This is a genomic window from Vibrio sp. KUL70 (assembly GCF_059725515.1).
Genome location: NZ_AP045834.1, coordinates 1,700,341 through 1,725,915, shown reverse-complemented (window position 1 = coordinate 1,725,915; position 25,575 = coordinate 1,700,341). Strand labels below are relative to the sequence as shown.

At 44.2% G+C, this 25,575-nt stretch carries 25 protein-coding genes; 13 read left to right on the top strand and 12 right to left on the bottom strand.

What is annotated here, in order from left to right:
• Nucleotide 1: 1 nt before the first annotated feature.
• Nucleotides 2–844, top strand: a complete 843-nt coding sequence (locus AC6I7V_RS07475) for a metal ABC transporter permease (protein WP_498010578.1) — start codon at nt 2–4, stop codon at nt 842–844.
• A gap of 126 nt (nt 845–970) precedes the next feature.
• Here AC6I7V_RS07475 and AC6I7V_RS07470 read toward each other — a convergent pair whose 3' ends face one another.
• Nucleotides 971–2,725, bottom strand: coding sequence for a hypothetical protein (locus AC6I7V_RS07470; protein ID WP_498010577.1), 1,755 nt, complete (start codon nt 2,723–2,725; stop codon nt 971–973).
• 760 nt (nt 2,726–3,485) lie between these two features.
• Between AC6I7V_RS07470 and ihfA the strand changes: the two genes are divergently transcribed.
• On the top strand, nt 3,486–3,782 hold the full coding sequence (gene ihfA / locus AC6I7V_RS07465; RefSeq protein ID WP_004734853.1) for an integration host factor subunit alpha: 297 nt from the start codon (nt 3,486–3,488) through the stop codon (nt 3,780–3,782).
• Between the two features lie 84 nt (nt 3,783–3,866).
• Here the strand turns inward: ihfA and AC6I7V_RS07460 are convergent, their stop codons facing one another.
• The gene (locus AC6I7V_RS07460) at nt 3,867–4,640 is read right to left on the bottom strand and encodes a RelA/SpoT domain-containing protein (RefSeq protein WP_498010576.1); all 774 of its coding nucleotides are present in this window, start codon (nt 4,638–4,640) and stop codon (nt 3,867–3,869) included.
• A gap of 281 nt (nt 4,641–4,921) precedes the next feature.
• Between AC6I7V_RS07460 and AC6I7V_RS07455 the strand changes: the two genes are divergently transcribed.
• Nucleotides 4,922–5,575, top strand: a complete 654-nt coding sequence (locus AC6I7V_RS07455) for a thiopurine S-methyltransferase (RefSeq protein WP_498010575.1) — start codon at nt 4,922–4,924, stop codon at nt 5,573–5,575.
• Between the two features lie 110 nt (nt 5,576–5,685).
• Here AC6I7V_RS07455 and purT read toward each other — a convergent pair whose 3' ends face one another.
• The 7 genes from purT to AC6I7V_RS07420 all read right to left on the bottom strand — a co-directional run bounded on the left by purT (nt 5,686) and on the right by AC6I7V_RS07420 (nt 12,941).
• Nucleotides 5,686–6,861, bottom strand: a complete 1,176-nt coding sequence (gene purT / locus AC6I7V_RS07450; RefSeq protein WP_255230610.1) for a formate-dependent phosphoribosylglycinamide formyltransferase — start codon at nt 6,859–6,861, stop codon at nt 5,686–5,688.
• Between the two features lie 169 nt (nt 6,862–7,030).
• The gene (gene cdd / locus AC6I7V_RS07445; RefSeq protein ID WP_255230611.1) at nt 7,031–7,918 is read right to left on the bottom strand and encodes a cytidine deaminase; all 888 of its coding nucleotides are present in this window, start codon (nt 7,916–7,918) and stop codon (nt 7,031–7,033) included.
• Nucleotides 7,919–8,234: 316 nt separating this feature from the next.
• A complete protein-coding gene (locus AC6I7V_RS07440) occupies nt 8,235–8,912 on the bottom strand; it encodes an LrgB family protein (protein ID WP_255230612.1) in 678 nt (225 codons plus the stop codon).
• Between the two features lies 1 nt (nt 8,913).
• The gene (locus AC6I7V_RS07435; RefSeq protein ID WP_255230613.1) at nt 8,914–9,285 is read right to left on the bottom strand and encodes a CidA/LrgA family protein; all 372 of its coding nucleotides are present in this window, start codon (nt 9,283–9,285) and stop codon (nt 8,914–8,916) included.
• A gap of 80 nt (nt 9,286–9,365) precedes the next feature.
• Nucleotides 9,366–10,790, bottom strand: a complete 1,425-nt coding sequence (gene sbcB, locus AC6I7V_RS07430) for an exodeoxyribonuclease I (RefSeq protein ID WP_261881648.1) — start codon at nt 10,788–10,790, stop codon at nt 9,366–9,368.
• Between the two features lie 199 nt (nt 10,791–10,989).
• Nucleotides 10,990–11,838, bottom strand: coding sequence for a sterol desaturase family protein (locus AC6I7V_RS07425; RefSeq protein ID WP_255230615.1), 849 nt, complete (start codon nt 11,836–11,838; stop codon nt 10,990–10,992).
• Nucleotides 11,839–11,903: 65 nt separating this feature from the next.
• Nucleotides 11,904–12,941: a DUF2804 domain-containing protein gene (locus AC6I7V_RS07420; protein WP_255230616.1), complete on the bottom strand. Its 1,038-nt coding sequence runs from the start codon at nt 12,939–12,941 to the stop codon at nt 11,904–11,906.
• 187 nt (nt 12,942–13,128) lie between these two features.
• Between AC6I7V_RS07420 and AC6I7V_RS07415 the strand changes: the two genes are divergently transcribed.
• The 3 genes from AC6I7V_RS07415 to AC6I7V_RS07405 all read left to right on the top strand — a co-directional run bounded on the left by AC6I7V_RS07415 (nt 13,129) and on the right by AC6I7V_RS07405 (nt 16,905).
• Nucleotides 13,129–14,187 (top strand): AraC family transcriptional regulator, encoded by a 1,059-nt coding sequence (locus AC6I7V_RS07415; protein ID WP_498010574.1) that lies wholly within the window; start codon nt 13,129–13,131, stop codon nt 14,185–14,187.
• Between the two features lie 169 nt (nt 14,188–14,356).
• On the top strand, nt 14,357–14,878 hold the full coding sequence (locus tag AC6I7V_RS07410; protein WP_255230618.1) for a DUF2058 domain-containing protein: 522 nt from the start codon (nt 14,357–14,359) through the stop codon (nt 14,876–14,878).
• Nucleotides 14,879–15,297: 419 nt separating this feature from the next.
• Nucleotides 15,298–16,905, top strand: a complete 1,608-nt coding sequence (locus AC6I7V_RS07405; protein ID WP_498010573.1) for a BCCT family transporter — start codon at nt 15,298–15,300, stop codon at nt 16,903–16,905.
• A gap of 89 nt (nt 16,906–16,994) precedes the next feature.
• Here the strand turns inward: AC6I7V_RS07405 and AC6I7V_RS07400 are convergent, their stop codons facing one another.
• Together AC6I7V_RS07400 and AC6I7V_RS07395 are read right to left on the bottom strand one after the other, a co-directional pair.
• Nucleotides 16,995–17,183 (bottom strand): hypothetical protein, encoded by a 189-nt coding sequence (locus AC6I7V_RS07400; protein ID WP_498010572.1) that lies wholly within the window; start codon nt 17,181–17,183, stop codon nt 16,995–16,997.
• A 245-nt stretch (nt 17,184–17,428) separates the two neighbouring features.
• On the bottom strand, nt 17,429–18,337 hold the full coding sequence (locus tag AC6I7V_RS07395) for a LysR family transcriptional regulator (RefSeq protein WP_498010571.1): 909 nt from the start codon (nt 18,335–18,337) through the stop codon (nt 17,429–17,431).
• Nucleotides 18,338–18,456: 119 nt separating this feature from the next.
• Between AC6I7V_RS07395 and AC6I7V_RS07390 the strand changes: the two genes are divergently transcribed.
• Together AC6I7V_RS07390 and AC6I7V_RS07385 are read left to right on the top strand one after the other, a co-directional pair.
• Nucleotides 18,457–19,431, top strand: coding sequence for an aldo/keto reductase (locus AC6I7V_RS07390; protein WP_261881640.1), 975 nt, complete (start codon nt 18,457–18,459; stop codon nt 19,429–19,431).
• Nucleotides 19,432–19,441: 10 nt separating this feature from the next.
• A complete protein-coding gene (locus AC6I7V_RS07385; protein WP_498010570.1) occupies nt 19,442–19,837 on the top strand; it encodes a GlcG/HbpS family heme-binding protein in 396 nt (131 codons plus the stop codon).
• A 99-nt stretch (nt 19,838–19,936) separates the two neighbouring features.
• On the opposite strand, the gene AC6I7V_RS07380 is transcribed toward AC6I7V_RS07385, so the two are convergent.
• Entirely contained in the window at nt 19,937–21,310 is a 1,374-nt protein-coding gene (locus AC6I7V_RS07380; RefSeq protein WP_255230624.1) for an L-cystine transporter, read from the bottom strand.
• Nucleotides 21,311–21,723: 413 nt separating this feature from the next.
• Here AC6I7V_RS07380 and AC6I7V_RS07375 point away from each other — a divergent pair, with 413 nt between their 5' ends.
• The 5 genes from AC6I7V_RS07375 (at nt 21,724) to AC6I7V_RS07355 (ending at nt 25,535) form a co-directional block, all read left to right on the top strand.
• The gene (locus AC6I7V_RS07375; RefSeq protein WP_372068469.1) at nt 21,724–22,335 is read left to right on the top strand and encodes a flavin reductase family protein; all 612 of its coding nucleotides are present in this window, start codon (nt 21,724–21,726) and stop codon (nt 22,333–22,335) included.
• A 146-nt stretch (nt 22,336–22,481) separates the two neighbouring features.
• Nucleotides 22,482–23,528 (top strand): nicotinate-nucleotide--dimethylbenzimidazole phosphoribosyltransferase, encoded by a 1,047-nt coding sequence (gene cobT / locus AC6I7V_RS07370; RefSeq protein WP_498010569.1) that lies wholly within the window; start codon nt 22,482–22,484, stop codon nt 23,526–23,528.
• Nucleotides 23,528–24,337 carry an adenosylcobinamide-GDP ribazoletransferase gene (locus AC6I7V_RS07365; protein WP_498010568.1) on the top strand — a complete coding sequence of 270 codons (810 nt, stop codon included), beginning with the start codon at nt 23,528–23,530 and terminating at the stop codon, nt 24,335–24,337. Before cobT ends, AC6I7V_RS07365 begins: the two co-directional genes overlap by 1 nt.
• A 9-nt stretch (nt 24,338–24,346) precedes the next feature.
• On the top strand, nt 24,347–24,901 hold the full coding sequence (cobU, locus tag AC6I7V_RS07360; RefSeq protein WP_498010567.1) for a bifunctional adenosylcobinamide kinase/adenosylcobinamide-phosphate guanylyltransferase: 555 nt from the start codon (nt 24,347–24,349) through the stop codon (nt 24,899–24,901).
• 10 nt (nt 24,902–24,911) lie between these two features.
• Nucleotides 24,912–25,535: a histidine phosphatase family protein gene (locus tag AC6I7V_RS07355; protein ID WP_498010566.1), complete on the top strand. Its 624-nt coding sequence runs from the start codon at nt 24,912–24,914 to the stop codon at nt 25,533–25,535.
• Nucleotides 25,536–25,575: the final 40 nt, after the last annotated feature.

The window sequence follows — 25,575 nt, the reverse complement described above, 5'->3', positions numbered from 1 at the left end:
TATGGATTTATTGTTGCCATTCCAATTTCCTTTTATGCAGAACGCTTTCCTGATCTGTTTGATTGTTGCGTTGCCAACGGCACTATTGTCTTGCTTTTTAGTGATGAAAGGGTGGGCTCTTATGGGGGATGCCGTCAGCCATGCTGTACTGCCGGGGATTGTTCTGGCGTATGTGACGGGTTTGCCTTTATTGCTAGGCGCATTTTTGGCCGGGATGTTGTGTAGTTTTTTGACCGGTTTCTTAGCCGAAAATTCTCGAGTAAAACAAGATACGGTGATGGGAGTGGTGTTCTCAGGCATGTTCGCACTAGGGATTGTGCTTTATGTAGCGTTAGATACTCAGGCGCATCTAGATCACATCCTGTTTGGCAATATGTTGGGTGTGGATGCACAAGAGCTTACGACTGCAGCGATTATCTCAGTGGTGGTTGTTACAGGTATTGTATTGTTCTGGAAAGACTTCCTCTTGCACTCTTTTGATGAAGTTCAAGCTAAAGTTAGTGGATTGAATGTGAAGGTGTTGCACTACACCTTGCTAACCTTTCTCTCGCTGACGATTGTTGCCACACTGAGCGCGATCGGCCTTATCTTAGCGATTAGCTTGCTTATCGCCCCCGGTGCAATAGCGTTTTTGTTAGTAAAGCGTTTTTCAAGCATGCTATGGATTGCGTGCGTGGTAAACCTCTCGACTATGGTGTTGGGTGCGTATTTAAGTTTCCATATCGATAGCGCACCAGCTCCAACTATTGTTTTGATTCAAAGCCTAGTGTTTATTATTGCACTTGTACGACGTATCTCTATGACCAAGAAACAGTCGCAAAAGTTGCACACAACGACGGCATAACGTTATTAAGAATATCAAGGTCAACATTCGAAAAGCGCTCACATCGGAGTAATGCCGATGTGAGCGCTTGCGTTTGTATTTAAAGCAGATACTTACTCTGAATAAACACAAGTCTAGAAACGCCAACTAGTGCTGGAAGATGAGTGTATGAGTCTCGGTGTCGGTCGAGGTTGTACCAACGATGTTGAGCTTACCGTCTGCGCCGTAGAAAACGAATTTAGGTACAGTAGGGTGGTCGATATTATCGATGGTAGAATCCGCTAAACTAAAGCTCTCTTGCAAGCTCAAATCAGACGATGATAAGACTCTTATTGTACTGCCTTCTCCCTGCATAGCGTACGCGAGCTTCGTGCTATCGTGTGATTCGTCCAAAGTTTCAATTGCTGAATAATATGGCCAACCCTGTGTTGGTGGTAGCGTAATTTGACCAGCATAACGCATATCTTCATTGGCGTTGTCTGATGCATTTAACTTCACACCACATTGGGTAAAGATCGCTGTGCCAGTGTGGTTGAACCAAAAGTCATTACAGAATTGGTAGTTGCCATGATAAATCGAGCTTACAGGGTATGCAGGTGAAGCCGGATCGGTGAGGTCGGCTCTAGAAATATTACCTGGGCTTAATGCAGTGGTTAGGCTGTAAAGGCCAGAGCTTGTTGGGTTAATCTTCAACTTGGTCTTTTCATAATAACTCCATTCATCGCCGAGTTTGACTGAACCGTCATTGAGGTTGATGATTTGTAGCTCTTCCCACTGATCGGTATTCGGTAATGTCCATGCGTATGTACCATCGGTAGACAAATCAAAGACATCATGAGAATTGAATATCTGATTGGTTTGGCTACTTTGTGGTGCGACGTTATTGTAGTTTAACGTCGTGAGCATCATGTTGTGACCAACGATGAAGCGATTCGTCCCGTTGATATTATCGACTGCGACAGAAGTGGGAGCGCTGGTAAGCTCGATTTCATAAGAACGGGCATCAGACAGGCTGTAGAAATAGATCGCGTTCTTTGGTGAATCAGAAACGATAGCTATCACATTTAATGCGTCAGAATAGACGGCATCTATTGTGTTGTGACTTGGTTGATTATCAAAATAGACCTTTGCATTGTTGGTTGGAGGCGTCGTTGGTGTTCCTGTGTCTGGCGTTGTTGTTGCCCCTGTAATCACGTAATCAACTGGAACGGTAATTGGGCTGCCTTCAATTGGATAAACACAGCTAGGATCGTAACAAGCCTTAACGGTGACAGCCGAGCTGTATGTCCCACCTCCGACCACAGAAGGCGTTTCAAATGTCATATTAAGCCCGATGCTAGCGAGAGCAGGGAAAGGGTTAACAGATGTTACCATTGGATTGCTAGCTTGCGCTTCTATGTGAAGCTGGTAAGGGTCAGAACCAGAAAATTGGATGACCTCAGCAACATTATGACCTATGTTTACATCGTTGTAATTTGCAGTCACTTTGATTTTGGCTTCAGCTAGGCTGATTTGTTGATCCAATGTTACTTCGTTAGTCAGAACGACAGATTTTGGTGAACCAGAATAGTGCTTGTTACAGTAGTAGTCGTGACAAATATTGAACTCTATATTGGTTGATTTCGTACCATTCCCCAATTGGTAGCCAGGCTTAAATAGCACGGTCGCATAGCCAGTTTTATCGTCGTTAGCGTAGATATCGATCCTCTCAACCACCTCACTGTCGCCGAAAACACCATAGTAAAGGTTATCTCCCGCAACGTGTCGAACACTAAAAGGGATATCGATACTGACCTCTTCGAATGCCGTTGATTTGAGATCAAATCTGGTTTGCGGGACGGAAAGCGAACTGCTTGGTGAACTGTCTCCGCCGCTACCGCCACACCCTGTAAGGGTAGTCAATAGAACTGCGGGGAGGAGGCAATGAAAACCATTCCTAATCATATAATTACTTCCAATTTATAGATCTTAACTAAATTGGATTATTATAATCATGCTGTTTCATTTGGATTCAATGCATATTAAAAACAAATACGTGGCGTTTCACATTTGATTTTTGATGAATGCGTTATGGATCGCACTTATCTAGTTGAAAAAGAAAACAAAGTTTAGGACAAGTACTCTCACGGTTGTTGCCAAATATGCAAACTGCTATCCCATTTAAGCAGCTAGTTTTAGCTGGGAAGAGGGCTTTTATAGAGTAGAACTAAGCATCACTGAGATCGATTTTTTCGATGTCAGTATTCGAATTAAATTCTGTAGAACAATAAATGGAATGAAATACTGTGTTCGAATTATAATCTTTGTTGAGATTAATGTTAAACCAAGTGGCTGATTTTATTGAAGGTAAGCCCAAATTCTCGATTTTCTGCAAAAGTATCAATTTGGCTTTATATTCTTACTATGTGCATTTGTTTGGTTTTTAATTCTAATGGATGTTCTATGGTTGGATGTTTTTTAGTTTAATATCCACTTAATCAAGAGAGTTATGTTCTTGATTTGCATAAATAATTAAAGAGTTGACACAAAAAAGTTGGCGAAAATCAGAAGCTTGGCATACACTTTCCTTGTAAACAGCCTTATCTCATTGATTGAATAGGGTAAATGCTTCGGCGCTACTGACGATAGTAGCAAGGTTTAACATAGCTTTGAGGAAAGTTTTATGGCACTCACGAAGGCCGATTTGGCTGAGAACCTGTTTGAGACACTCGGGTACAGCAAACGGGATGCCAAGGAAACGGTGGAAGTGTTTTTCGAAGAAGTTCGTAAAGCACTTGAAAATGGCGAACAGGTAAAACTGTCAGGTTTTGGTAATTTTGATCTTCGCGAGAAAAATGAGCGTCCGGGTCGTAACCCTAAAACTGGTGAAGACATTCCAATCTCTGCTCGACGTGTTGTTACTTTCAGACCGGGTCAAAAACTAAAAGCCCGCGTAGAAAATATTAAAATCGAGAAGTAGCCAAGCAATAGACCACGCACAGCGTGGTCTTTTTCTATCTATCCATGTGAAGTTAACAATCTGTCACCATTGAGTGCTAAGTGACTAGGCTGCTTTAATATGAGTGGTAATGTAAGGCTGCCAAGCCTGTTGATAAAGCTCTAAGGATTGGCGTCTTAGGTTGTTGATTTGCGCCGCTTCGATATCGTTGAGTGAGCGATTTTGTGCCATTGCATTACGCTCAATACCTTGGATGATTTCGTACAGCTCATGTTCTGGACCACTTTTCACATCAGCGATCGCTTTAAGGTGAAGCTGGACTTCTGCAATGATATTCGTTTTAGGTAAGCGAACCAACAAGTTAAGGTCACGGTAACCCGAGTCTGCAGGAGACTTAAACTTGTTTTTTACTTTAACAACATCGGCCTCTCTGCTGACCGCTTCATACACTTCCACTAAGCTCTCTACATCATTAGCGATAATAGTCGCACGAGCAAGATCAGTGATTCGGGTAACGTCGCCGTTAAGCTCTAATGCAATCTTTTCTTCTGCACGAGCTTGCGATTTTACGCCCGCAAACAGCGCTTCAGAGTTAGTGAGTAGAGCAGTACTTTTACAGATGGTTTCTAGCTCTGCTTGAGCTTGGTGTGATTTGCTGTAAAGCACGTCGAAGTCGGTGTAGGGTTGAGTTGGCTTTGAGTCAAAGGCTTTGATGCCGTACAGACCGCTTAGGCTGTGACGGAATACTTTTGATGACACTTGGTTTTGTGCTGGTGTGCGAGTTGGTTCTGCTGAGTTAGTTGATACAGTTGCTGCGAATGCAGGCGCGCGGCTCAATACAAGAAGCATTAGTGCCGTGGTACGGAGAAATACACTCATTCAAACTCCAATATACTAGGTTACAAAACGGTGAAACTAAAAGGGGTAACCAGTAACGCTAAGAGCAAATTGTTGTTCAAATAGCAGTGTCTCTAAATACGATATGGGGCCGTTTGAACAGAAACCAACCTTAACGTTTTTTCGTGCCTTAATATGTGAACATATAGACAAATTAAACCAATGTGAGTACCACATTTTCAAGAACTTTGACGCCTGCCAAGGTTGCTCTTACCTGTCTATCCTGTACCCTTGCATTATTGAATCAACAAGATGAACGAAAGATGAATAATCCTGAATTTTGGCACAATAAATGGGCCGCAAACCAAATTGGTTTCCACCTAGAAGATGTGAATCCGCTGCTGATTGAGTTTTGGAAGCACACTGAACCGAGCGACGCGAAGAGCGTTTTTGTTCCATTATGTGGTAAGAGCGAAGATTTGGTTTGGTTGGCGTCTAAGCATCAAGACGTTCAGGGTGTTGAACTAAGCCAAATCGCAGTTCGTGCATTTTTCTCGGAACATTTTTATACGCCGATGGTGACGCAGATTAATGGTCAACATGAGTTGTACCAGTTTGATGAACTCAGTATCTACACTGGTGATTACTTCACAGCGCCGATTCAAGCAGTTGATACTATTTACGACCGTGCTTCTTTAGTGGCATTGCCTAAAGAGATGCGAGTACAGTATGTGGCTAGGTTGAAGCAGTTACTAAAACCGGGTGGTAAGATCTTATTGGTGACTCTGGATTACGATCAAGAAGAGATGAGTGGGCCTCCATTCAGCGTACCAAGAGATGAAGTAGAGCAGCTATTCTCTGGATACAAGATTACACAATTAAATCAAGATATTGCTGATGACGATCATCCTAAGATCGCCAAGAAAGGTTTGTCTCGCTTCTCAGAAGAGGTCTACTTGATTGAGTGTCAGGCTTAATAAAACCTGCATACAATTTAGCAACGACAAAGACGGGCATTGAAGCCCGTCTTTGGTTTTCTTCCGCTGGAGAGTACGCGAACAAATGTCACCGATAAAGGTTACAGGCTCTAGTAGATGACTTTAATCTTAGAAGCGGTTTCTACGGCGTCTTCAATCGCTGACTCAACACTATCACGGCGAGTAAGGGCGACACCTAAGCGGCGGCGGCCATTGATGTCTGGCTTACCAAATAATCGAACCTGAGTTTGAGGAGCATTTAATGCGTTTTCCAAACCTTCGAAACGAATATTTGTCGACGTACCCTGACCAAGAACAACGGCAGACGCACAAGGGCCGTACTGAGTGATATTCTTGATTGGCATGCCTGTAAATGCGCGGACGTGCAGAGCAAACTCAGAGGAGTCCTGAGACAGCAATGTAACTAGGCCGGTATCGTGTGGACGAGGTGATACCTCATTGAAGATCACGTGATCACCTTTGACGAACAGTTCTACACCAAAGATGCCGTAGCCGCCTAGAGCGTCAACCACTTTACCAGCGGTGTATTGCGCTGCCTTAAGTGCATTGTCAGACATCACCTGTGGTTGCCATGACTCGCGATAGTCTCCGTCTTCTTGTCGGTGGCCGATTGGCGCACAGAAGTGAATACCGTCCACCGCTCGAACTGTCAGCAAGGTGATTTCGTAATCAAAGTCGATAAAGCCCTCTACGATGACTCGTCCAGCGCCAGTACGACCTCCTTCTTGAGCGTAGTCCCACGCTTTTTGGATATCGTCTTCACTCTTAATAACACTTTGACCTTTGCCAGAAGAACTCATTACGGGTTTGACGACACAAGGGATACCGACAAATTCTACCGCGGCAGAGAAATCTTCAAAACTATCGGCGAAGCGATAAGGTGAAGTCATTAGTTCCAGCTCTTCTGCTGCGAGGCGACGAATCCCTTCACGGTTCATTGTCAGCTTGGTCGCATTCGCAGTAGGAACAACGTTTAAGCCTTTTTCTTCTAATTCAACCAGTTTGCTGGTCGCGATGGCTTCAATTTCAGGTACTACGTAATCCGGCTTTTCTAGCTCAATGATAGCTTCAAGCGCATCGCCATCCAGCATGTCTAGGACATGACTACGATGAGCAACTTGCATTGCAGGGGCATCTGGGTAGCGATCACAAGCGATCACTTCTAAACCTAAACGTTGACACTCAATAGCAACTTCTTTGCCTAGCTCTCCAGAGCCCAATAGAAGTACACGAGTAGCATTGTCACGAGTGGCGGTACCAAACATAGTTATTCCTTCCGAACATGTTGAACGAGTATTTGAGAACGGGGAGATCATACTCATTCCAACCTCAAAAGCAAACGTTTGCGTGATGGTTTTAGTGAATTTTAAGCATAAAAAAAGCAGCCGACTAAAAGAGGGCTGCTTATGTAAATCGCATGTTAACTTAATGCAGTTATATTGCTAAGTAAGTGACTGGGATATCTGGGTTAATTGCTTCTAGCGTTGATTGGGTCTCTGCCAAGTGACTGATGTTGCCTTGTGCGTTTTCAACCAGAGCTGCACTCTCGATTTGGTCGAAGTTATTACCTGCCAGCATTACTTGAATCATCGCTACTTGAAGTGGAGGCAAGCTCGGGTTAAATGCCGCGTTTTCTGCGTATGCACCTGAGAAGATCTCACCCGACGCAAGTTGAAGTGAAACACCGCTTAGGTTTTTGGTGTAAGGGGCATGACTGCGGTTCATGGCCTCTAGAGCTTTAACAACAATAGGTGTTGTCTCTTCAGTCGTGTACTTGTGGTCAAGTTCTGTCATCAGGCCTTCGGTGATACCAAGATCAGAAGGGCCGAAAGAGTCGGGCAGATAATCTTGGAGTGAACGCTCTTCACGTTCTGGTAACTGGATTTTCAACTCATTAGCCGTAGTCAATTCGTTCATAAATTGACGACAGTGACCACAAGGGCTGTAGTTGATGGTGATATCAGAAAGTCCTTTTTCACCTTTCATCCAAGCGTGACTGATTGCCGCTTGTTCTGCGTGTACCGTTTGACCTAGCTGTGCACCTGCAATCTCCATGTTTGCACCGAAGTAGATGTGACCAGATAGGCCGCGCACTACTGCGCCAACGTAGAAATCAGAAAGTGGTGCGTAAGAGAACGCAGCTGCGATTGGCAGTAAAGCTAGACGAACTTCTTTATCAGAAAGACCGCTTGCATCTAGCAAGCTTTGAAACTGCTCTTTAGAGATGGTGGCGTCAAAGTTGTCTGCTAATACGATGTCACTTAAAAGTGCTTTCAATGAAGCTGGAGCACTTTCCAGCGCCAGGGTAATACGACTGTTCATGTTGAATCCTTAATTGACCTTAGGCTTTAAGTTTATGCAATACCCAGAAACTTTCTGTGATCGAGGTCACCAATGTATGTTGCTTGTTACATTGTGTTGCACAATTAGAGTGAGGTCACAAATGAAATCGTTTGCAGCCAGCAAAGTGTAATTAAAGTCACAAATTGATGGGTGCATCACATTGCATGAATAAATAGTTTAGCTGAAAAAAAGAGCGCATTTCCTAAAGATTTGTTGGAAAAGCGCTCTGATTTTGTTCGGGAATTAGCAATGACATAGATTGACTATCAGCTACTTCAAGTTAAGTATTTTGCTATTAGGAGTATATCCATAGCACCAATGAGAACATTGAAGGTGCTAATATCGAGGTGATAACACCACACAGAACTAATGCCAGAGAGCTAAATGCTGCATCTCGTGGATCTTTCTCGGCGCTAGTCGCTGTACCTAATGCGTGTGATACGGTTCCCATCGTAAGTCCACGAGCGATAGGGCTCTTAATACCGATCAGGTTGTAGATTGGATAGGCGAAAATTGCCCCGAAAAGTCCAACCAAAAGCACTAAGATCGCGGCTATGGCAGCTTCACCACCAAGATGACTAGACACTTCCATTGCGATAGGAGTCGTCACCGATTTACCGAGTAAACTGGCAATTAAGCCAAGGTCTGCATGAAAAGCTGCAGCGATTAATACAGCGCTTAGCATCGACATCACGCTACCTAGCAGACTCGCAAAGGTGATAATGCGCCAGTTAGCTCTTATCTGTGGGAGTTGTTCATACAGTGGGTAAGCAAGCGCAACAACGGCTGGTTGGAGCATGTAGGTAATCCAAGTGTTGTCTGCGTAATACTCTTCGAATGGGATTCGCCAATAGGTGAGTACAGGAATAATGATCGCTAAGCTAATCAATAGAGGGTTACATAATGGCGAGTTTACTTTTTGACTTACCCAACGTGCAAAAAGAAACACAACAATAGTCAGAAGAATCCACATATTATTTCCCCTTCGCAATCACTCGGTCTAGGAACCAAGACAGAGAAACAAGAACGATCAGTGTGCCACCAACCGCACTGGCTAAAATAGGAAGGGCGTTGGCAATTAGCATGTCGAAGTGTTCCATTAGGCCAACACTGATAGGCACAAACAGTAAGATCATGAAACGGATGATCAGGCTCGCACCAGGTTGAACCCAATGAGATGGAATAATTCCGATCACCATCGCGAAGAAAAGCAGCAGCATCCCAAAGATACTTCCGGGAATTGCAGTATCGAGAAGGCTTTGAATGGCATTGCCTGCTGTTAGTGCACCGATGATTAATGTAAAAGAGATCATTAGATACACGAGTTGGATCAATCTTTCTTTCAAAGGGGGTCTCTTTCTGAGTTAATGGATAACGGCTAACGAGTAACCGTTATTTAAGGCTTTAGAATGACGACACTTTTAATTTAACTCGCTAATTTCTCAACGTATTGATATACCGCTTTGAGTATCGCCATCTTCTTTTCGTCGTTTTCATGCTCATGAGCAAGATTCTCAAGGTTGAGCATGTACTCTTCAAGTCGACTTTCGTAAAACTCACGACAGTGATTAGCCCATTTTTGCTGCTCTGACTCGTCTAATGTCCAAGGGTAGTGACGCGCTTTGTAACGGAACAGAAGGGGTTCTATACGTTCGTCGGCAAAGCTGATGTCGAGTGCTGCAAGGTTGTTTGGTTCGGTTTGGCGAATAATATCCATTGCGGCTTTATCTGATGGAGAGAAGAAACCATCGTAAAGCTGAGTATCAACATCGTCGTCTTTCTCGTATTCGCGCTCAACAGAGTAAAGACCAATCAGTTTTTCGCGAATCTCTGGGTGTTCACGAAGAATCGCTAAGTTTGCGAGACACTGCTGACGATCAATGCCAATGGTTTCAGCATTTTCGGCTGTTAGTGTTTTCGCAGGAGCAAGAATAGGGCACTTGTTCAGTTGCACGAGTTTAATCGGCACTGGTCGCTCATCTGGGCCCAATTCGCTGTGTTTGGTGTAGAGTCGTTCACGCAATTCATCTGCGTCTAATTCAAGCAGTGGTGCTGGGTCTTTCGCTAGATCAACAACGATAACCGCGTTTTGATTGGTCGGGTGCCAAGCCATTGGAACAATCCAACTGGTGTAGTTGCACTCTTTCCCCAACATACCAGACACGTGCATCAGTGGTGTCATGTTTACAATGTCGATCAGCTCATTCAGTTTACGCTTGTGGCGCATGTTGTATAGGTAGTCGAACATTTTCGGTTGAGCGGCTTTAATTTTCTTTGCCAGCTCAATGGTTGCGATAACGTCAGCCATCGCGTCATGCGCATTCTCGTGCTCAATACCGTTAGCAACAGACAAGTGCTCTAGTTTAAAGCTTGGGAACCCTTCTTCATTCTCCGGCCAAACGATGCCGTCTGGACGCAACGCATGTACGGCGCGCATCACATCTAATAGATCCCAACGAGAGTTACCGTTTTGCCAGCTCCATGCATATGGATCGATAAAGTTGCGGTAACAGGTATAACGAGTCACTTCATCGTCGAATCGAATACTGTTATATCCAAGACTGGTTGTGTTTGGCTTAGACAGTTCTGCATGAATTTTAGCGATGAACTCAGGCTCTGGTAGGCCTTGTGACATTGCTTTCTGTGGGGTGATTCGCGTAATCAATGCAGCTTCAGGTGCTGGTAGATAATCAGCGGGTGGTTGGCAATAGATAACCAGTGGATCTCCAATGATGTTGAAATCTTGGTCGGTGCGAACACCCGCAAATTGACTTGGTCGATCTTTGGCTGGGCTCGTTCCCCAAGTTTCGTAATCGAAGAAGAAGTAGGTTGGCTGATTATCTGAGCTCATGGAATATCCTGACAGTAGATAGGGTCTACTGTGACTGAAGTTAACTTTACTTCAGTATCTGACAGGAGGCGGTGAGGGTGCAAGCGGCATTGTAAATAAATTTCATCAAATCGATGCATTACTATTCAATTAAGCACGATGCCATGGCTCAGCGTATCAAAACGTATTAATTCAGCTAAATTAAGAAGATGTACCTCTCTCAGTCTGTTGGTGGTACGAACATCATTTTTAGCTTTGTTCGCCAGCTGTATTCTCTGTTTTTTAAATCTCGGAATATGAGTTTCCACTCTTGGAAGGTGACGGTGATAGGATTGTCGCTGTTGACTGGCTTAGTCGTTCCATAGCGAACGGTTTCCACTTCCGGCTCAAAAGTGCCAAACAACTTGTCCCAAATGATGAGTACGCCTGCGTAGTTTTTGTCGATATATTGTGGATTACGGCCATGATGAACGCGGTGGTGAGAAGGTGTGTTGAACACCCACTCTAAGGGGCCTAGTGTCCGTATCCATTGAGTATGAACGAAGAACTGTAGACCAAGGTTGAGAAGCACGACAAAGACCACCCATTTAGGTTCAAAACCGATGATCACCAATGGCAGCCAGAAGATCCACATACCTGATACTGGATACATTAAGCTTTGACGGAATGCGGTACTAAAATTCATTCGTTCAGAACTATGGTGAGCGACATGCGATGCCCACATCCAACGTGTTCTGTGGCTGGCACGGTGAAACCAGTAGTAACAGAAATCTTGCAAAATCATTAGGCATAGGAAGCTGACTAGCCCCATTTCAACATCTATGAGCCGCCAATCAAAGAGCCAAAGGTACAGGTAAGCCACGAATAGCCCCGTCACTAAATCGGAAAGTTGATGCATCCCCGCCAAGGTAAAATTACAAGCGACTTCCGTAATCGTATAGCGCGAATTTTCAGGAAGCTGTCCCTGCTTTTGTCCAATCAAATACTCTGCGAGCATACAAACAATAAAAAGCGGTGCCAGTACCACAAGTAACCATTCTGGATTATTGATGAGCGACTCTATGTTCATCTGATGCCTCGGTGTGTATTTATAACAGTGTTAGGGTAGAACTCTGTGATTGGATGTAACTTCTCTTACCAGCACGCGAAATGATCTTCGGTTAATCCAAGTACATGCTCAAGCTGGTGGGTGACCCCATTGTTATCCTTTATCGAGCCAGAAAAATGACCGATGAACTGACGGAAATTGCTCTTGAGTACGATAAAATTGAGCTTTTCACTGCGTTTATTACGAGGAGTAAAAGTGAGATCAATTCGTCGATCTTCAGAGTAAATTTGCCAAGGTTGAGTGGTGTCATCACGGTTAAATTCAAAATGGACGGCAGGAAGTAGATGCTTTTTACCGTCTATCCAAAGTGCGTTCTCACAGGTTCCAGTTTCATTAACGCCCGCCGCTAGATTCATCCCCAACGGAATCCGCTTTGATGACTCTCCTAACAGATGCGTGTTAATGCTTGCCCAGCGCCAGCTTGTTTCACGACGCATATAACCCGCTGAAAAGTCGTAGCCTCCTAAGGCGTGGTCGAGCTCAACTTCATGGTTGTTAACGGTCAACTTCCCACTGACTGAAAGCGCGTTGTGTTTTTGGGTGTAGGTCCACCCTGAATATCCAGTGGGTGTCGTCATAGAAAGCGGCTGACTGTCTTCTCTAACTTTGAGTTTAAGGTTGGCTTGTACGAGCTTAGTATTGATTTCTACTGTCCAGTCGCCTTGATTGATCTTGAATTGGATCTGGCCGCGAGCAATATGGGTAACCCCTTGATGTGGAGAAGAGGTCACCACTTTGTCGAAAGAGAGTGGACGAAGCCAAGATTGCTCTTCGAGACTATTTTCGTTGATGTTGTATACATAACAGAATGCAGAGCTAAGATACCTGATATCGGCGATTGCTACTCCAATCACATAGTCTGCGGTAACCACGCTGACAAACTGGAATTGCTTGTAATGAAAGTAGCGTTGCCATCGACTGGCTGGATTATCCATGACGTTACGATAATCGAACCTCTCTATATCGAGCTCATGGGGGATAGTATCGAACTGACCAAAAACAGGCTTGCCCTGAGAATCAATAATACTTCTCGGCGCTTTGTGGATGGTTTCAGGTTTAATCATGATTAAAGTTTACATGGCATTAACATAATGGCTATTCTAGCTAGCCACTTAGCGAAAAGTTAGGTCATTATCGGACACTGTTGGGCTTGCTCTCACGCTGTGGGATTTGGAGATGGTAAAGTTCCAATAGAGAGGCCAACTCAATTATTGATTAGAAGGGAAGCCGACGACGGATGATGGAACAGTCATGACAGAAGAGAAAATATTGGCGGCATATCAGCCAAGTAGTGCTCATCAACTGTTGGGAAGCTTAGATATTGCATTGCTGTTTGATAGCTTGGAAACTCGTGGTATCAATGGCAAAGCGCTACTGTCTTCTCTTGGTCTAGTTAACATTGATTGGCAAGATCCGAATATTCAACTTAGCTTTGCCGACAAGTTGATTGTGTTCAAGGCGGTGAATCGTCTACTGCCTCAAGAGGGGCTGGGTTTGTGGCTTGGGCAGCAGGCGAGGTTGAACCATTTTGGCGTGCTAGGTTACGTACTAGCGACGAGTGAAAACGTGTTGCAAGCCGTTAAAAGTGGTTTCAAATATCTTAGGCTCAATGGTCCGATATTCTCCGTAGCATTGATTCAAGACGTCGATGAAGCAATCATTCGAATCGAGAACTCTTTGGATATCGGTGAAATGTTACCTTTTTGCTGCGAGTACTTTTTCAGTTCTCTTGTTTCTCTGTTTTATCAACTAACTCGCCAGCCTCTCAAGCTCAATGCGTTGCGTCTCTCTTATCCTGAGCCTATGTATTCATTGTCTGGGCATGGCAATAAATACCGGCATCGGTTTGGTTGTCAGGTTGAATTTAACCACATGTTTTGTGAACTCCGCTTTGATCGTGATTTACTCCACAAACCACTGCCGAATCATGATGCTGCTACTCTCGAGTGTTATTTAGCATCTTGCCATAGCATTATGTCGAGTCTGGGATCCCCTTCTATTTTGAGTAATCAAGTGAGATCTATGCTTTATCAAGCACCTAGTCAGTTTCCGACGATTGAGCAATTAGCGGAGGAATTTGGTTGCTCCTCACGAACATTGCGACGGGAGCTCTCAAAAGAGGCGACGAGCTACCATGATTTACTTGCCGAAGTGCGTCGAGAACTGGCCAAGGAGTTGCTGCTAAATACCGACATCAGTGTAGAAGATATCGGTGAGCGTCTTGGATACAGTGATTCAGCTAACTTCAGACGCGCATTTAAGGGGTGGATGAAACAGACACCCGTACAATTTCGCCAACGTTTGTCCTAGTTTCTAGGGCGTGAGTAGTTTCTGGGGTGTGAATAGATTTTAGGGTGTGAATAACAGCAAGTTTAGCAATTTGACTCTTTATCCTTGTCATAAACCGAGTAGGGGATATAAACAGAATGACAAAAAACAGGTATGATAGTGCTGTTTTTAATCCTGAACTGGGAAAGTCATGGCAAAGTTAACACTCCAAGAGCAGATGCTGAAAGCTGGCTTGGTTAATGAGAAAAAGCTGAAAAAAGCAAAGAAAGGCTCTAAGAAGTCACGTGTTCAAGCGCGCGAGGCGAAAGCTGCCGCAGAAGAGAACCGTTTGGCACAACAAGCGAAAGACAAAGAGCTGAATCAACAAATGAAAGAGAAACAACTGAGCAAAGAGATAAAAGCTCAGGTGAAACAGTTGATTGCGATGAATAAGATCGAGCAAAAAGATGGCGAGATCAAATACAACTTTACTGACGGTACGTTAGTTAAACATCTTTACGTTGAAGAGTTGACTCAAAAGCAGCTAAGTAAAGGTATTTTAAGTATTGCTCGTGATGGCGAAGGATACGTGATTATCCCGACCAGCGTTGCTAACAAGATTGCGATGCGTGACGAAGAGTCTATCGTTGATACTCAGACAACTTCAGAAGAAGCGGTTGATGAAGATGACCCGTACAAAGATTTCGTCGTACCGGATGATTTGATGTGGTAATTAGGCACTAAGCCTTAACGAATTAAAAATGCAGTTGTGCTCGTATGAGTCAACTGCATTTTTTATGCCTTAGATAACGCGAACACATCAGTCGTCGTTTGCTAACGTCAATCATTCACTCATTCAAGACAAAAAATTAATTTGTACTCTAATTATTTTTTGAAAAAAGTTACCACTAATAAATCCTTTATAATCAGATGTTTATACTGACCTTGGTGGGCTAATAGGCAGAGGTTACCAAAAAAATGTTTTATTCTGTGTTATAATAGCGCCATCGGGATTGAGCAAGACGCCGTAAGTGATTGATTAAATTCACTTATTTTCACCCTTTTATATGGTACGGCGCGCTGATCAAATTTTAATTGGATATGGAGTTGGTCCTTATATTCGAATTGTCGAATATGTGTACACCTTAATTTATGAGTTTTAAGTCAAAAAAATACAGTATAGATTCAACAGATTATCAAGTCGGTCAAGACAACATTAATAAGTGGGGCATGGATGTCCACAACACGGTTTTCACTGCTTCGGTAGGCCTTTCAATTCTCTTCATTGTTACACTTCTCGCAATGGCACCCGGCGATGCAAAAGCTGCAATTGACACGGTAAAAGCCGCCGTTCTCGCGAACTTCGATTTCCTATTTATGTGGGGCGCGAACCTTCTACTCATTTTCGCTATCGGTTTAGCATTCTCTCCATTGGGTAAAATTCGACTTGGTGGTGAAAATGCGACAGCGGACTACACCACGACATCTTGGATTTCGATGCTGTTTGCTGCAGGCATGGGTATTGGTCTTATCTTCTGGGGTGTGGCTGAACCCACTGCGTTCTTTACTGATTGGTATGGCACGCCATTAAATGCGGAAGCTTATACTGAAGCTGGCCGTGAAGCGGCACTCGGCGCCACGGTATTCCACTGGGGTCTGCATGCTTGGGCGATTTACGGTATGGCAGCACTGTGCCTTGCTTACTTTGTTTACAACAAAGGTTTACCACTATCGATGCGTTCAGTTTTCTACCCAATTCTTGGAGACAAAGTTTGGGGTAAAACGGGCGACGTTATCGACGTGATGACGGTACTAGTAACACTATTTGGTCTAGCGACTTCACTTGGTTTAGGTGGCACGCAAGCCGCGAGTGGTATTAGCCATGTATTCGGTCTAGAGAATAACCTATTCCTACAACAGTTAATCATTGCGTTAATTATGGTGCTGGCAATCGTTTCTGTACTACGTGGTATGGACGGTGGTGTAAAACTACTGAGTAACCTAAACATGGTTATCGCGTTTGTTTTCCTAGGTTTTATCGCAGTGCTTAACTTCACTACGGTTCTAGACTCGCTTGCGACAGCGGTAACCGGTTACGTGAAGAACATTATCCCGCTAAGTCAAACAGCAGGTCGTGAAGACACCACTTGGTTACATGGTTGGACAGTATTTTACTGGGCATGGTGGGTAGCCTACGCACCGTTCTTCGGTATGTTCGTGGCTCGTATCTCTAAAGGCCGTACGGTTCGTGAGTTCCTGTTATGCGTTCTGATCATCCCTACGCTTGTTACTACGGCTTGGATGTCTATCTTTGGTGGAGTGGCGATTGAGCAGGTGATGGATAAGGTTGGACAACTGGGTATCGACCAGGGTATCGCTGATGTTTCTCTAAGCTTGTTCTACATGTTAGACGCCTACCCGCTAGGTAATATTCTGTCTGTGATTGCGGTTGCGCTTATTATCGTATTCTTCGTAACCACTCTAGACTCTGGTTCTATTGTTATCGATGGTATGACTGCAGGCGGTAAGTTAGAAGTGCCTGTTCGCCAGAAAGTTGTCTGGGCAATCATTTCAGGTGCAATTGCAATGGTTATGCTGTGGATTGGTGGCACGCAATCTATTCAAGCACTGCAATCAATTACAATCATTGCTGCATTGCCGTTTACCATCATCCTAATACTAGGTTGTGTAAGTCTGATTAAAGGTCTTCTGACTGAAGTTGAACAACCAAAAGTGGCGACTGATACCGCGAAACAATAACGTGTTGTGAACTCAGGTAATGACTTTACGCCCTTGTTTTTGCAAGGGCGTTTTTTATGAATCGTAATTCGAAGAGCGTCAGAAGTGGATCACCTTTCTGGGATTCGACGATAGGCGTTGCTATTCACATCAAGGTTGTCTGGCGAGAAGTCGTCCAACATACGTTGTTCGTAGTGTTCATAGCCATCAAAGCGGCATTCACCGATCTCATTTCGTGGGCACACCTGTGCATGGTGTCTTTCGATTAATTCGGTCGAGCAGAACGGGCAGTATTTCATACATCCTCCTGATTGTACTCATTGTCTCAATGGGCATTTTCAGTAACGCAAATTCATGTTTCGATTTGATGGCATTTTTAAGTCATTTTCTAAATGAGCGATCTGTATGCCAAAGCGTATAAACACATACCGACAATGTTAAGGTTATTCGGATACGGCGCCAAAGACGATCACTTGAACCTGTATGAAAAGGTAACAATTTGTGTTGCCTGTTATGGTGCACGTTTTTAGTAAATCGGTATCAGTTATTGATGAATAGAGAATGAGTTTTTGAGTTGAAGCTCTTCAAAGTAGTCTTGAACGAATTGAACAAACGCTTTGTGTTTTCTAGCTGGGTAGACCATTTGAGGATAAAACAGGTAGATGGAATTACCATTAGCGATGCATTCATGGGTAAGCAGTGGTGTTAAACGGCCTTGTTTTACCTCTTCAGCAACGTAGTAACTCGCGATACGGATTATGCCGCTGCCGTGTACAGCTTGCTGCTTTAAAAGGTGGTTCTCGTTGCTTGATAACCAGCCAGATACATGCACGTTACCACTGTTAAATGGCCATTCATGCTGGTGTAGGGTCGCAAGACACTGATGATCTTGCAGATCGTCGAGTGACTTAGGCTCCCCACACTTTTCTAGATAGCTTGGCGCCGCAACGAGATCATGTTGATACGAAAATAACTTCTTAGCCACCATATTCTCTGGTGGAGTATTGGTCGCTCGAAACGCAATGTCGATATCTTCACGATTGAGGTTATAGGTGGTGTAGCTGCTATTAATTTCGAAATAGATGTCTGGATAGATCGCTTGGAAGCGTTGGCACAGATCAGACAGAAAGATCTCTGTGAACATTTTTGGTGCTGTGATCCTTAAAACCCCTTTAATTGCTTCATGTTCATCCGACACGCTTCGCTCTAGGTCGAGGACTTGAGATCGAATTACCAACCCTTGAGCAAGTGCTCGTTCACCTTGAAGCGTGAGTCGAACACTGCGTGTGGTCCGGACTAACAACGGACACTCTAAGTCGCTTTCTAAACGTTTTATCTGTTCCGACAAGTAACTTTTTGAAATCCCCAGTTGTTCTGCTGCTTTGGTGAAGTTGAGCTGTTGAGCAAGCTCAACAAACAACATCAACCTTTCTATTCTTTTGTGCTCATTCATATCTTATCTCCAGTTTCCATTTGTTCATTATAACGAACAATTATTTCGTATTCAGGCTATTCTGTTTTTCTTGTAGAACAATATGATTGAGGCTGATTTCATGAATACGAGAATGAACAATGAAAAACGTACTTCCTTTATCAAAACATTTAACCAACGTCAGTGAGATTGCTTACGGCTGTATGGGGCTAGGCGGTGGTTGGAACGACAACCCTGTTTCTCAAGATGATGTTTACCAAACACAAGGTATTATCGAAACGGCAATGGCTTCAGGTATCAATCTTTTTGATCATGCAGACATTTATACATTTTCTAAAGCAGAGCAGGCCTTTGGCCAAGTACTAAAGAGCCAGCCTGAATTGCGCGATCAAATGTTTCTGCAATCGAAATGTGGCATTCGTTTTCAAGGCGAAGGTAATGTTGGACGCTATGATTTCTCTGCGCAATGGGTGCAGAGCTCTGTGGAAGGCATTCTTGAACGCTTAAATACGGAAAAGCTAGACGTACTCTTATTACACCGCCCTGATCCATTGATGGAGCTTGATGAGCTAGCTCGTACGCTTCAAGACCTGCATGCAGCGGGTAAGGTCGAACATTTTGGTGTGTCTAACATGAGTGGTCATCAGATTGAGTATCTGCAATCTGCTCTTGACCAACCTTTAGTGGTTAACCAGATGGAAATGAGCCTAGCGAAACTGGATTGGCTTAACGATGTTGTTCTAGTTAATTCTCAAGGGTTGAATGAGTCTGATTGGGCTCCGGGCACACTAGAGTACTGCCGAGCTCATGGCGTGCAACTTCAAGCATGGGGTTGTTTGGCACAAGGACGCTTCTCTGAGCAGGGCTTAAATTCAGAGGACGAAAGTGTACGAGCGACTTCGAAATACGTTCAACAACTTTCTGAGAAATACGGTGTGACGAGCGAAGCGATTGTATTAGCGTTTCTTCTGCGCCACCCAGCCGGTATTCAACCTGTGATCGGCACAACTAATCTCGACCGAATTCGCGCAAGTGCTGCTGCGACTCAGATTAAGTTAACTCGCGAAGAGTGGTACAACTTATTTGTTTACTCTCGTGGTCAAGCACTACCATAGGTAAATAATCATGCTGACTTTAAATAAAGCTCAACAAGCGGTAGCGACGGCGATTGAAATAGCAGCTCAGAATCAGCAGCAAATTGCCGTTGCTGTTTGTGATACGCACGGTGAATTGATCGCATTCGCTAAAATGGACGACGTTAGTGTCCAGGCTGGTTTGCTCGCAAAAAGCAAAGCGTATACGTCGGCGCGTGATCGTCAACCAAGTGGTAACTTAGGTGAGTGGGCGCGTGCGACAGGCAAGGATATGGGTTATTGGAATGACTCGAATATCACTGGCTTTAAAGGTGGTGTACCTATTGTTTCCTCTGGCCGTGTTATTGGAGCTATTGGTATCAGTGGCTTGAGCGAGGAAGAAGATGAATTGCTTGCTCAGTCAAGTATCTCTGATCTTCAGCTTTAATATTCTTACGCAAGAAACAAAAACCGATGCAAGCGCATCGGTTTTCTTTAGCTTAAATGAGTATACGTTGCTCGCCTTGAGTCGACGCTTACTAGCAAGTTATGCTTGAGCTTGTTGAAGATCGTTCTTCTCTTCTTTGTTGCCTAAAATACGACTCGTGATAGTACCTGCAGTCATTGAACCCGATACGTTTAGCGCAGTACGAGCCATATCGATAAGCGGTTCGATAGAGATAAGCAGTGCTGCGATAGTCACAGGTAACCCCATAGCAGGCAGTACGATTAACGCTGCAAACGTTGCACCGCCACCTACGCCAGCAATACCAAATGAGCTTACTGTAATGATAGCGATCAGCGATAAGATGAAGTTGATGTCCATTGGGTTGATACCCATGGTTGGCGCAACCATTACCGCTAGCATAGCAGGGTAGATACCCGCACAGCCATTTTGACCGATTGTTGCACCGAATGACGCAGATAAGTTTGCAATCGCTGGTGGCACATTGAGCTTAGTGATTTGTGCTTCAACGTTAAGAGGAATCGTTGCTGCAGAACTGCGCGATGTGAATGCAAAGGTCAGTACTGGCCAGATCTTCTTGAAGTATTCTTTCGGGTTCACACCAAAAAATGAAACTAATACGCCGTGAACCACAAACATCAGTAAAATTGCCACGTAAGAAGCAACGATGAAACCGAGTAGGCTAAGAATGTCGGAAGCACTTGATGTTGCGACAACTTTCGCCATTAGTGCAGCGATGCCGTATGGCGTTAGAGCCATGATCATCTTAACTAGGCGCATAACGATAGATTGAGCCGCTTCGACAAAAGTGCGAATCGGAGACTCTAGTTCTTCTTTTTCTGCCATTACTTTACGTGCTGCAATACCCGTCAATACACCAAAAATAACAACGGCAATAATAGAAGTAGAGCGAGCACCAGTTAGGTCTGCAAATGGGTTAGTCGGAATAAAGCTAACCAGCATTTGAGGGATAGTCAGGTCAGAGACACGGTCTGCGCGAGTTTCAAGCGCTGCTAGACGTGCTGTTTCACGAGCACCTTCTGTAAGCCCCTCTGCAGTCAGACCAAATGCCTGCGTTACCATGATACCGATGATTGCTGAGATTGCGGTTGTCGCCAATAAGATTGAAATGGTGATGCCTGAAATCTTACCTAGGGAGCCGCCTTTCTCAAGTTTCACAACCGCTGCGATCATGGAAACAAGCACCAGTGGCATGATCACCATTTTGAGTAAACCAACGTAACCACGGCCAACGATGTTGACCCAGTCCAATGTCTCTTTGATGATTGGGTTGCCTTCGCCAAATAGCAGTTGTAGAGCAAGACCAAAACCACTACCAAAGACAAGTCCAAGCAGCACTAAGCGGGAAAGTGTGTGTTCTTTTTTCTGCTGCCCGTAGAGAAAAAATAGAATACCAGTGAATACCGCCAAGGCAGCGATAGCAGGGAGTGACATTGAATTTCCTTATGAATTACTTCAGAACAATAAGAGCCTAGGGGTATAGGCGTGAGCACAGCTAGCTAAAATAACGTTCTGTAACAAAACGTAAAATAAGGAAAAGTAATTTGATAGAACAATTAGTCATATCCAAAAGAACAGTTGTTCGCATATTCAACAGAGTGACGGTTCTGGCATCAATCTAACGATATTTCGCCAAAAAATTGAACACCTCACTCGGAGAAAGATTTGGACATTTTTTTGAATTTTTTTCGAATAATCTAAACAGCATCGCATCGGCAATCGACTCTAACTCGAGCGAATTTTGTTCAATCCAACAACAATCGCAGTTTGAAAGGCGAGTTATCGATAGATAGATAAGACGATAGCAAGTACACTGATTGTTACTTTGTCACAGCCAAGGAAGCGCGATGAACCTCCAGTTCGATTCTCTCTCTGCAAATGAAATCTACCACCTGATGACTCAAACAGTTGTCCCTCGTCCCATAGCGTGGGCGCTGACCAAATCAAGTGGTGATGTATTTAATCTTGCTCCATTTTCCTACTTCACTCCAGTATCGAGCCAGCCTCCATTGTTGATGCTTTCTGTGGGTAAAAAGCCGACAGGTGAAATCAAAGACACTGCAAAAAATGCGATAGAAACCGGTAAGTTAGTTATTCATATCGCGTCTGAATCTTCTGCGGAGGTGATGACCTCTACAGCTGCAACACTGGATCATGATCATTCGGAAGTACAAGCGAACGATATAGAGTTGGTCGAGTTTGAAGGCTTCTCTTTGCCTCGAGTTAAGTCTTGCTCTGTGGCGTTTGGGTGCACGCTTTTTGAAGTTAAAGAAGTAGGAGAGGTTCCCCAAAGCTTAGTGTTTGCAAAGGTTGAAGCGGTGTACATTGCTGAAGAGATTATCGATCAAACCAGTGAGCGATTGAAAATCGATGCCTTAGCGTTAAACCCGTTGTCACGTCTTGGTGGCGGTGAATACGCAACTCTCTCTAATGTTTTTTCGGTAGCACGACCAAAATAATTGAAAGCTGAGCCAACGATGGGCTTAGCTTTCTGATTTTTCTATGTAAGAAACTATTTTTCTACGTAAGAAACTACTGCGCTCTCAGTAAAAACCGTCATTTAACGATTAAAAGTCTCAAATCATCACATTGGTAAGTCATCTTCATGCTAGATACTCAACACTCTGCGTTTATCCAAAATCGAATCGATCAAAAAACCAAACCATTGGGCGCCCTTGGCCTTTTAGAGAAGACCGCTTTTCAACTGGCGCTTATTCAAAGCCAGCAAAGCCAAACGCCGATTGAGAAAATTCAAATCGCCAAGCCTTCAATGTTTGTTTTTGCTGGCGATCACGGAGTTGCGGATGAAGGGGTAAGTATTGCCCCAAGTGCCGTGACTCAGCAAATGGTATTGAACTTTGTTCATGGTGGCGCCGCGATCAACTGCTTCTGTCGGTTAAACGATATTGACTTAACCGTTGTGGACGCAGGTATTTTACAAGCCATAGATACCAGTGATATTTCGGGTAGTCATACCGAGTTATTGGTCGCTCAAAGATTGGGTAACGGCACTCACAATTTTAATCAGCAAGCAGCGATGTCACTTGAGCAAGTCGAGAAAGGGATCAGCTATGGTCAGTCTTTGATTGAAAGTAAAATCGCGCACGGCTGCAATCTCGTTATGTTTGGTGAAATGGGTATTGGTAATACCAGCAGTGCTTCGGCAATACTGAGCGCCTTAACGGGGTTAGATGCAAAAGAGTGTGTTGGCCTTGGTACTGGAATAGATGACGAACAACTTAAGCGAAAGCAGCAAGTGGTTGCCAACGGTGTTGAACGCTGTAAAGGAAAAAACGTAGAGCAAGTACTTGCTGAAGTGGGCGGCTTTGAAATTGTACAAATGGTTGGTGGATTTATCGGCGCAGCAAAGGCGCAAACACCGATTTTAGTTGATGGTTTTATTGTTTCGGTGGCGGCATATGTAGCGAACTTAATTGAACCAAGGTGTCGCGATTACATGCTGTTTGCACACAAATCTCAAGAACACGCGCATCAATATGTGTTGAGAGAGTTAGATGCCGACCCTATGTTGGACTTGGGACTCAGGTTGGGTGAGGGCACGGGTGCTGCATTGGCACTGCCTTTGATTAAGGCCGCCGCTGAGTTTTACAACAACATGGCAAGCTTTGAAAGTGCTGGAGTGACGGTGTAATGGACCAGTCTGAGACAAACAGCGGCTTTAAATATCAGTGGCAACTGTTTTTGTTGGCGTTGGGCTTCTTCTCTCGTCTACCGGTGCCACACGATACGCCTTATTCCGAAGAGCGTATGAATCGAGCTGGGCGATGTTTTTCAATGGTCGGCATTGTGCTCGGTCTACTGTGTGCCAGCGTTTATGTTTTGCTAAGTTTGTTCTTACCTACTGACGTCGCATTAATCCTTATGATGGTATTCAGCTTAATGCTGACAGGTGCATTCCACGAAGATGGCCTGACAGATATGGCTGATGGTATTGGTGGAGGCATGACCGTTGAGCGGCGCCTAACCATTATGAAAGACAGTCGTATTGGGACTTATGGTGCTTCCGCATTGATAATGGCTCTTTTAGGTAAGTGGGTATTTCTGAGCGAGCTTATTGGGCAAACAAGTACAGCGGATCTTTTTATGATCTTGGTTTCTAGCTACGCATTTAGTCGAGCGATCGCCGCATCGCTGATTTATGACATGCCTTATGTAAGCGATCCCGATACCAGCAAGAGTAAGCCATTAGCTAATAAGCAGACACGCTCTGAAACTCTATTTTTGATTACCATTGGATTCATACCGAGCTTATGGTTTGGTATTGAATTTAGCGCTTTGTTGCTAGTCATTGGTTATGCCGTTCGTACACTGCTTAAACGTTGGTTAACGCTTCGTATTGGTGGCTTTACTGGAGACTGCTTAGGTGCCGCGCAGCAACTGGTCGAACTTTCAACTTACTTACTGTTTATCGCTGCGTTTTATAACGGGCTTATTGGGTAAACACGAATCATGAACCATCAAAAATCTACGCATTTAATTCTTGGTGGAGCACGCTCAGGAAAGTCGAGCTTCGCTGAAAAACAAGCCATCGAGACTTCGAGTAACCAAGCACTTCAGCTGCACTACATAGCCACCGCTATAAGCTTTGATGAAGAGATGGAGGCTCGTATTCTTCATCACCAACAACGACGCGATGCACGTTGGCAAGAACATGAAGTACCACTTGAGCTTGCAAATACACTGCGTGACTTAAATTCATCAGATGTCGTGTTAGTTGATTGCTTGACCCTTTGGCTCAATAACGTGATTTTTCAGCTTGGTGAGCAAGCGACGAACGCGCAAGTCGAAAGTTGGATAGAAGAGTTAGTCGATGTCGTCGAAGCGAGTCCTGCAACTATCATTTTGGTTTCGAATGAAGTGGGGCTTGGTGTTGTTCCTATGGGGCAAGTGTCTCGTTTATTTGTCGACAATGCTGGCAGAATGAACCAAGCCTTAGCGAAAGTGGTGAAGCGGGTCACTTTCATTGCAGCAGGGTTACCTATGGTTCTTAAAAACGAAGGCTAACGAACTCACATTGAACAAGATACGCACCAAACATATTTACCTAGTTCGCCATGGCAAAGTACTTGGAGAGGCTGCACTCAATGGCAAGACAGACGTGCTCGTTGACGCGTCACTCCAAGATGAGATTTGCGCAGCAATCACAGCTCTGCCGTTTAAAGTTGATGCAGTAGCAACATCACCACTGCGCCGCTGTCATGATTTGGCAGAGCGAGTGGCACAATCGCAATCAATACCTTTACAGAGCATCGAAGAACTGCAAGAGATGAATTTCGGTAATGTTGATGGGGTGCCTTTCGACCTTCTAAGCGGGCAATGGGAGAGTTTAGAGTCGTTTTGGAAAGATCCAGCAAATCACCAACTTGCTGGAGCGGAAAGTTTACAGGCATTCCATCAACGAGTAATTCAAGGTTGGTCGCAACTTATTAGTTACACCAATGACAACACATTATTGGTTACGCATGGTGGCGTAATTCGAATGATTTTGGCGCACTGTTTGGATATTGATTGGAAGAAGCCAACGCTTTACTCCAACCTTGCTATTGGCAATGCGTCTCTGACACACATTCAAATCACACAAACAGACAATAACTATATCAGTGTGAAGGTGATAGGGCAGCCATTATTGACGCCTTAAGCACCAGCCAGTGAGAGCTGGTTTTTTAATATACCAATTT

What these genes read in the sequence shown, in the direction of transcription:
- AC6I7V_RS07475 (WP_498010578.1), top strand. Translation starts at nt 2, where the DNA reads ATGGATTTATTGTTGCCATTCCAATTTCCTTTTATGCAGAACGCTTTC.
- ihfA (WP_004734853.1), top strand. Translation starts at nt 3,486, where the DNA reads ATGGCACTCACGAAGGCCGATTTGGCTGAGAACCTGTTTGAGACACTC.
- AC6I7V_RS07460 (WP_498010576.1), bottom strand. Translation starts at nt 4,640, where the DNA reads ATGAGTGTATTTCTCCGTACCACGGCACTAATGCTTCTTGTATTGAGC.
- AC6I7V_RS07455 (WP_498010575.1), top strand. Translation starts at nt 4,922, where the DNA reads ATGAATAATCCTGAATTTTGGCACAATAAATGGGCCGCAAACCAAATT.
- purT (WP_255230610.1), bottom strand. Translation starts at nt 6,861, where the DNA reads ATGTTTGGTACCGCCACTCGTGACAATGCTACTCGTGTACTTCTATTG.
- cdd (WP_255230611.1), bottom strand. Translation starts at nt 7,918, where the DNA reads ATGAACAGTCGTATTACCCTGGCGCTGGAAAGTGCTCCAGCTTCATTG.
- AC6I7V_RS07440 (WP_255230612.1), bottom strand. Translation starts at nt 8,912, where the DNA reads ATGTGGATTCTTCTGACTATTGTTGTGTTTCTTTTTGCACGTTGGGTA.
- sbcB (WP_261881648.1), bottom strand. Translation starts at nt 10,790, where the DNA reads ATGAGCTCAGATAATCAGCCAACCTACTTCTTCTTCGATTACGAAACT.
- AC6I7V_RS07425 (WP_255230615.1), bottom strand. Translation starts at nt 11,838, where the DNA reads ATGAACATAGAGTCGCTCATCAATAATCCAGAATGGTTACTTGTGGTA.
- AC6I7V_RS07420 (WP_255230616.1), bottom strand. Translation starts at nt 12,941, where the DNA reads ATGATTAAACCTGAAACCATCCACAAAGCGCCGAGAAGTATTATTGAT.
- AC6I7V_RS07415 (WP_498010574.1), top strand. Translation starts at nt 13,129, where the DNA reads ATGACAGAAGAGAAAATATTGGCGGCATATCAGCCAAGTAGTGCTCAT.
- AC6I7V_RS07410 (WP_255230618.1), top strand. Translation starts at nt 14,357, where the DNA reads ATGGCAAAGTTAACACTCCAAGAGCAGATGCTGAAAGCTGGCTTGGTT.
- AC6I7V_RS07405 (WP_498010573.1), top strand. Translation starts at nt 15,298, where the DNA reads ATGAGTTTTAAGTCAAAAAAATACAGTATAGATTCAACAGATTATCAA.
- AC6I7V_RS07400 (WP_498010572.1), bottom strand. Translation starts at nt 17,183, where the DNA reads ATGAAATACTGCCCGTTCTGCTCGACCGAATTAATCGAAAGACACCAT.
- AC6I7V_RS07395 (WP_498010571.1), bottom strand. Translation starts at nt 18,337, where the DNA reads ATGAATGAGCACAAAAGAATAGAAAGGTTGATGTTGTTTGTTGAGCTT.
- AC6I7V_RS07390 (WP_261881640.1), top strand. Translation starts at nt 18,457, where the DNA reads ATGAAAAACGTACTTCCTTTATCAAAACATTTAACCAACGTCAGTGAG.
- AC6I7V_RS07385 (WP_498010570.1), top strand. Translation starts at nt 19,442, where the DNA reads ATGCTGACTTTAAATAAAGCTCAACAAGCGGTAGCGACGGCGATTGAA.
- AC6I7V_RS07380 (WP_255230624.1), bottom strand. Translation starts at nt 21,310, where the DNA reads ATGTCACTCCCTGCTATCGCTGCCTTGGCGGTATTCACTGGTATTCTA.
- AC6I7V_RS07375 (WP_372068469.1), top strand. Translation starts at nt 21,724, where the DNA reads ATGAACCTCCAGTTCGATTCTCTCTCTGCAAATGAAATCTACCACCTG.
- cobT (WP_498010569.1), top strand. Translation starts at nt 22,482, where the DNA reads ATGCTAGATACTCAACACTCTGCGTTTATCCAAAATCGAATCGATCAA.
- AC6I7V_RS07365 (WP_498010568.1), top strand. Translation starts at nt 23,528, where the DNA reads ATGGACCAGTCTGAGACAAACAGCGGCTTTAAATATCAGTGGCAACTG.
- cobU (WP_498010567.1), top strand. Translation starts at nt 24,347, where the DNA reads ATGAACCATCAAAAATCTACGCATTTAATTCTTGGTGGAGCACGCTCA.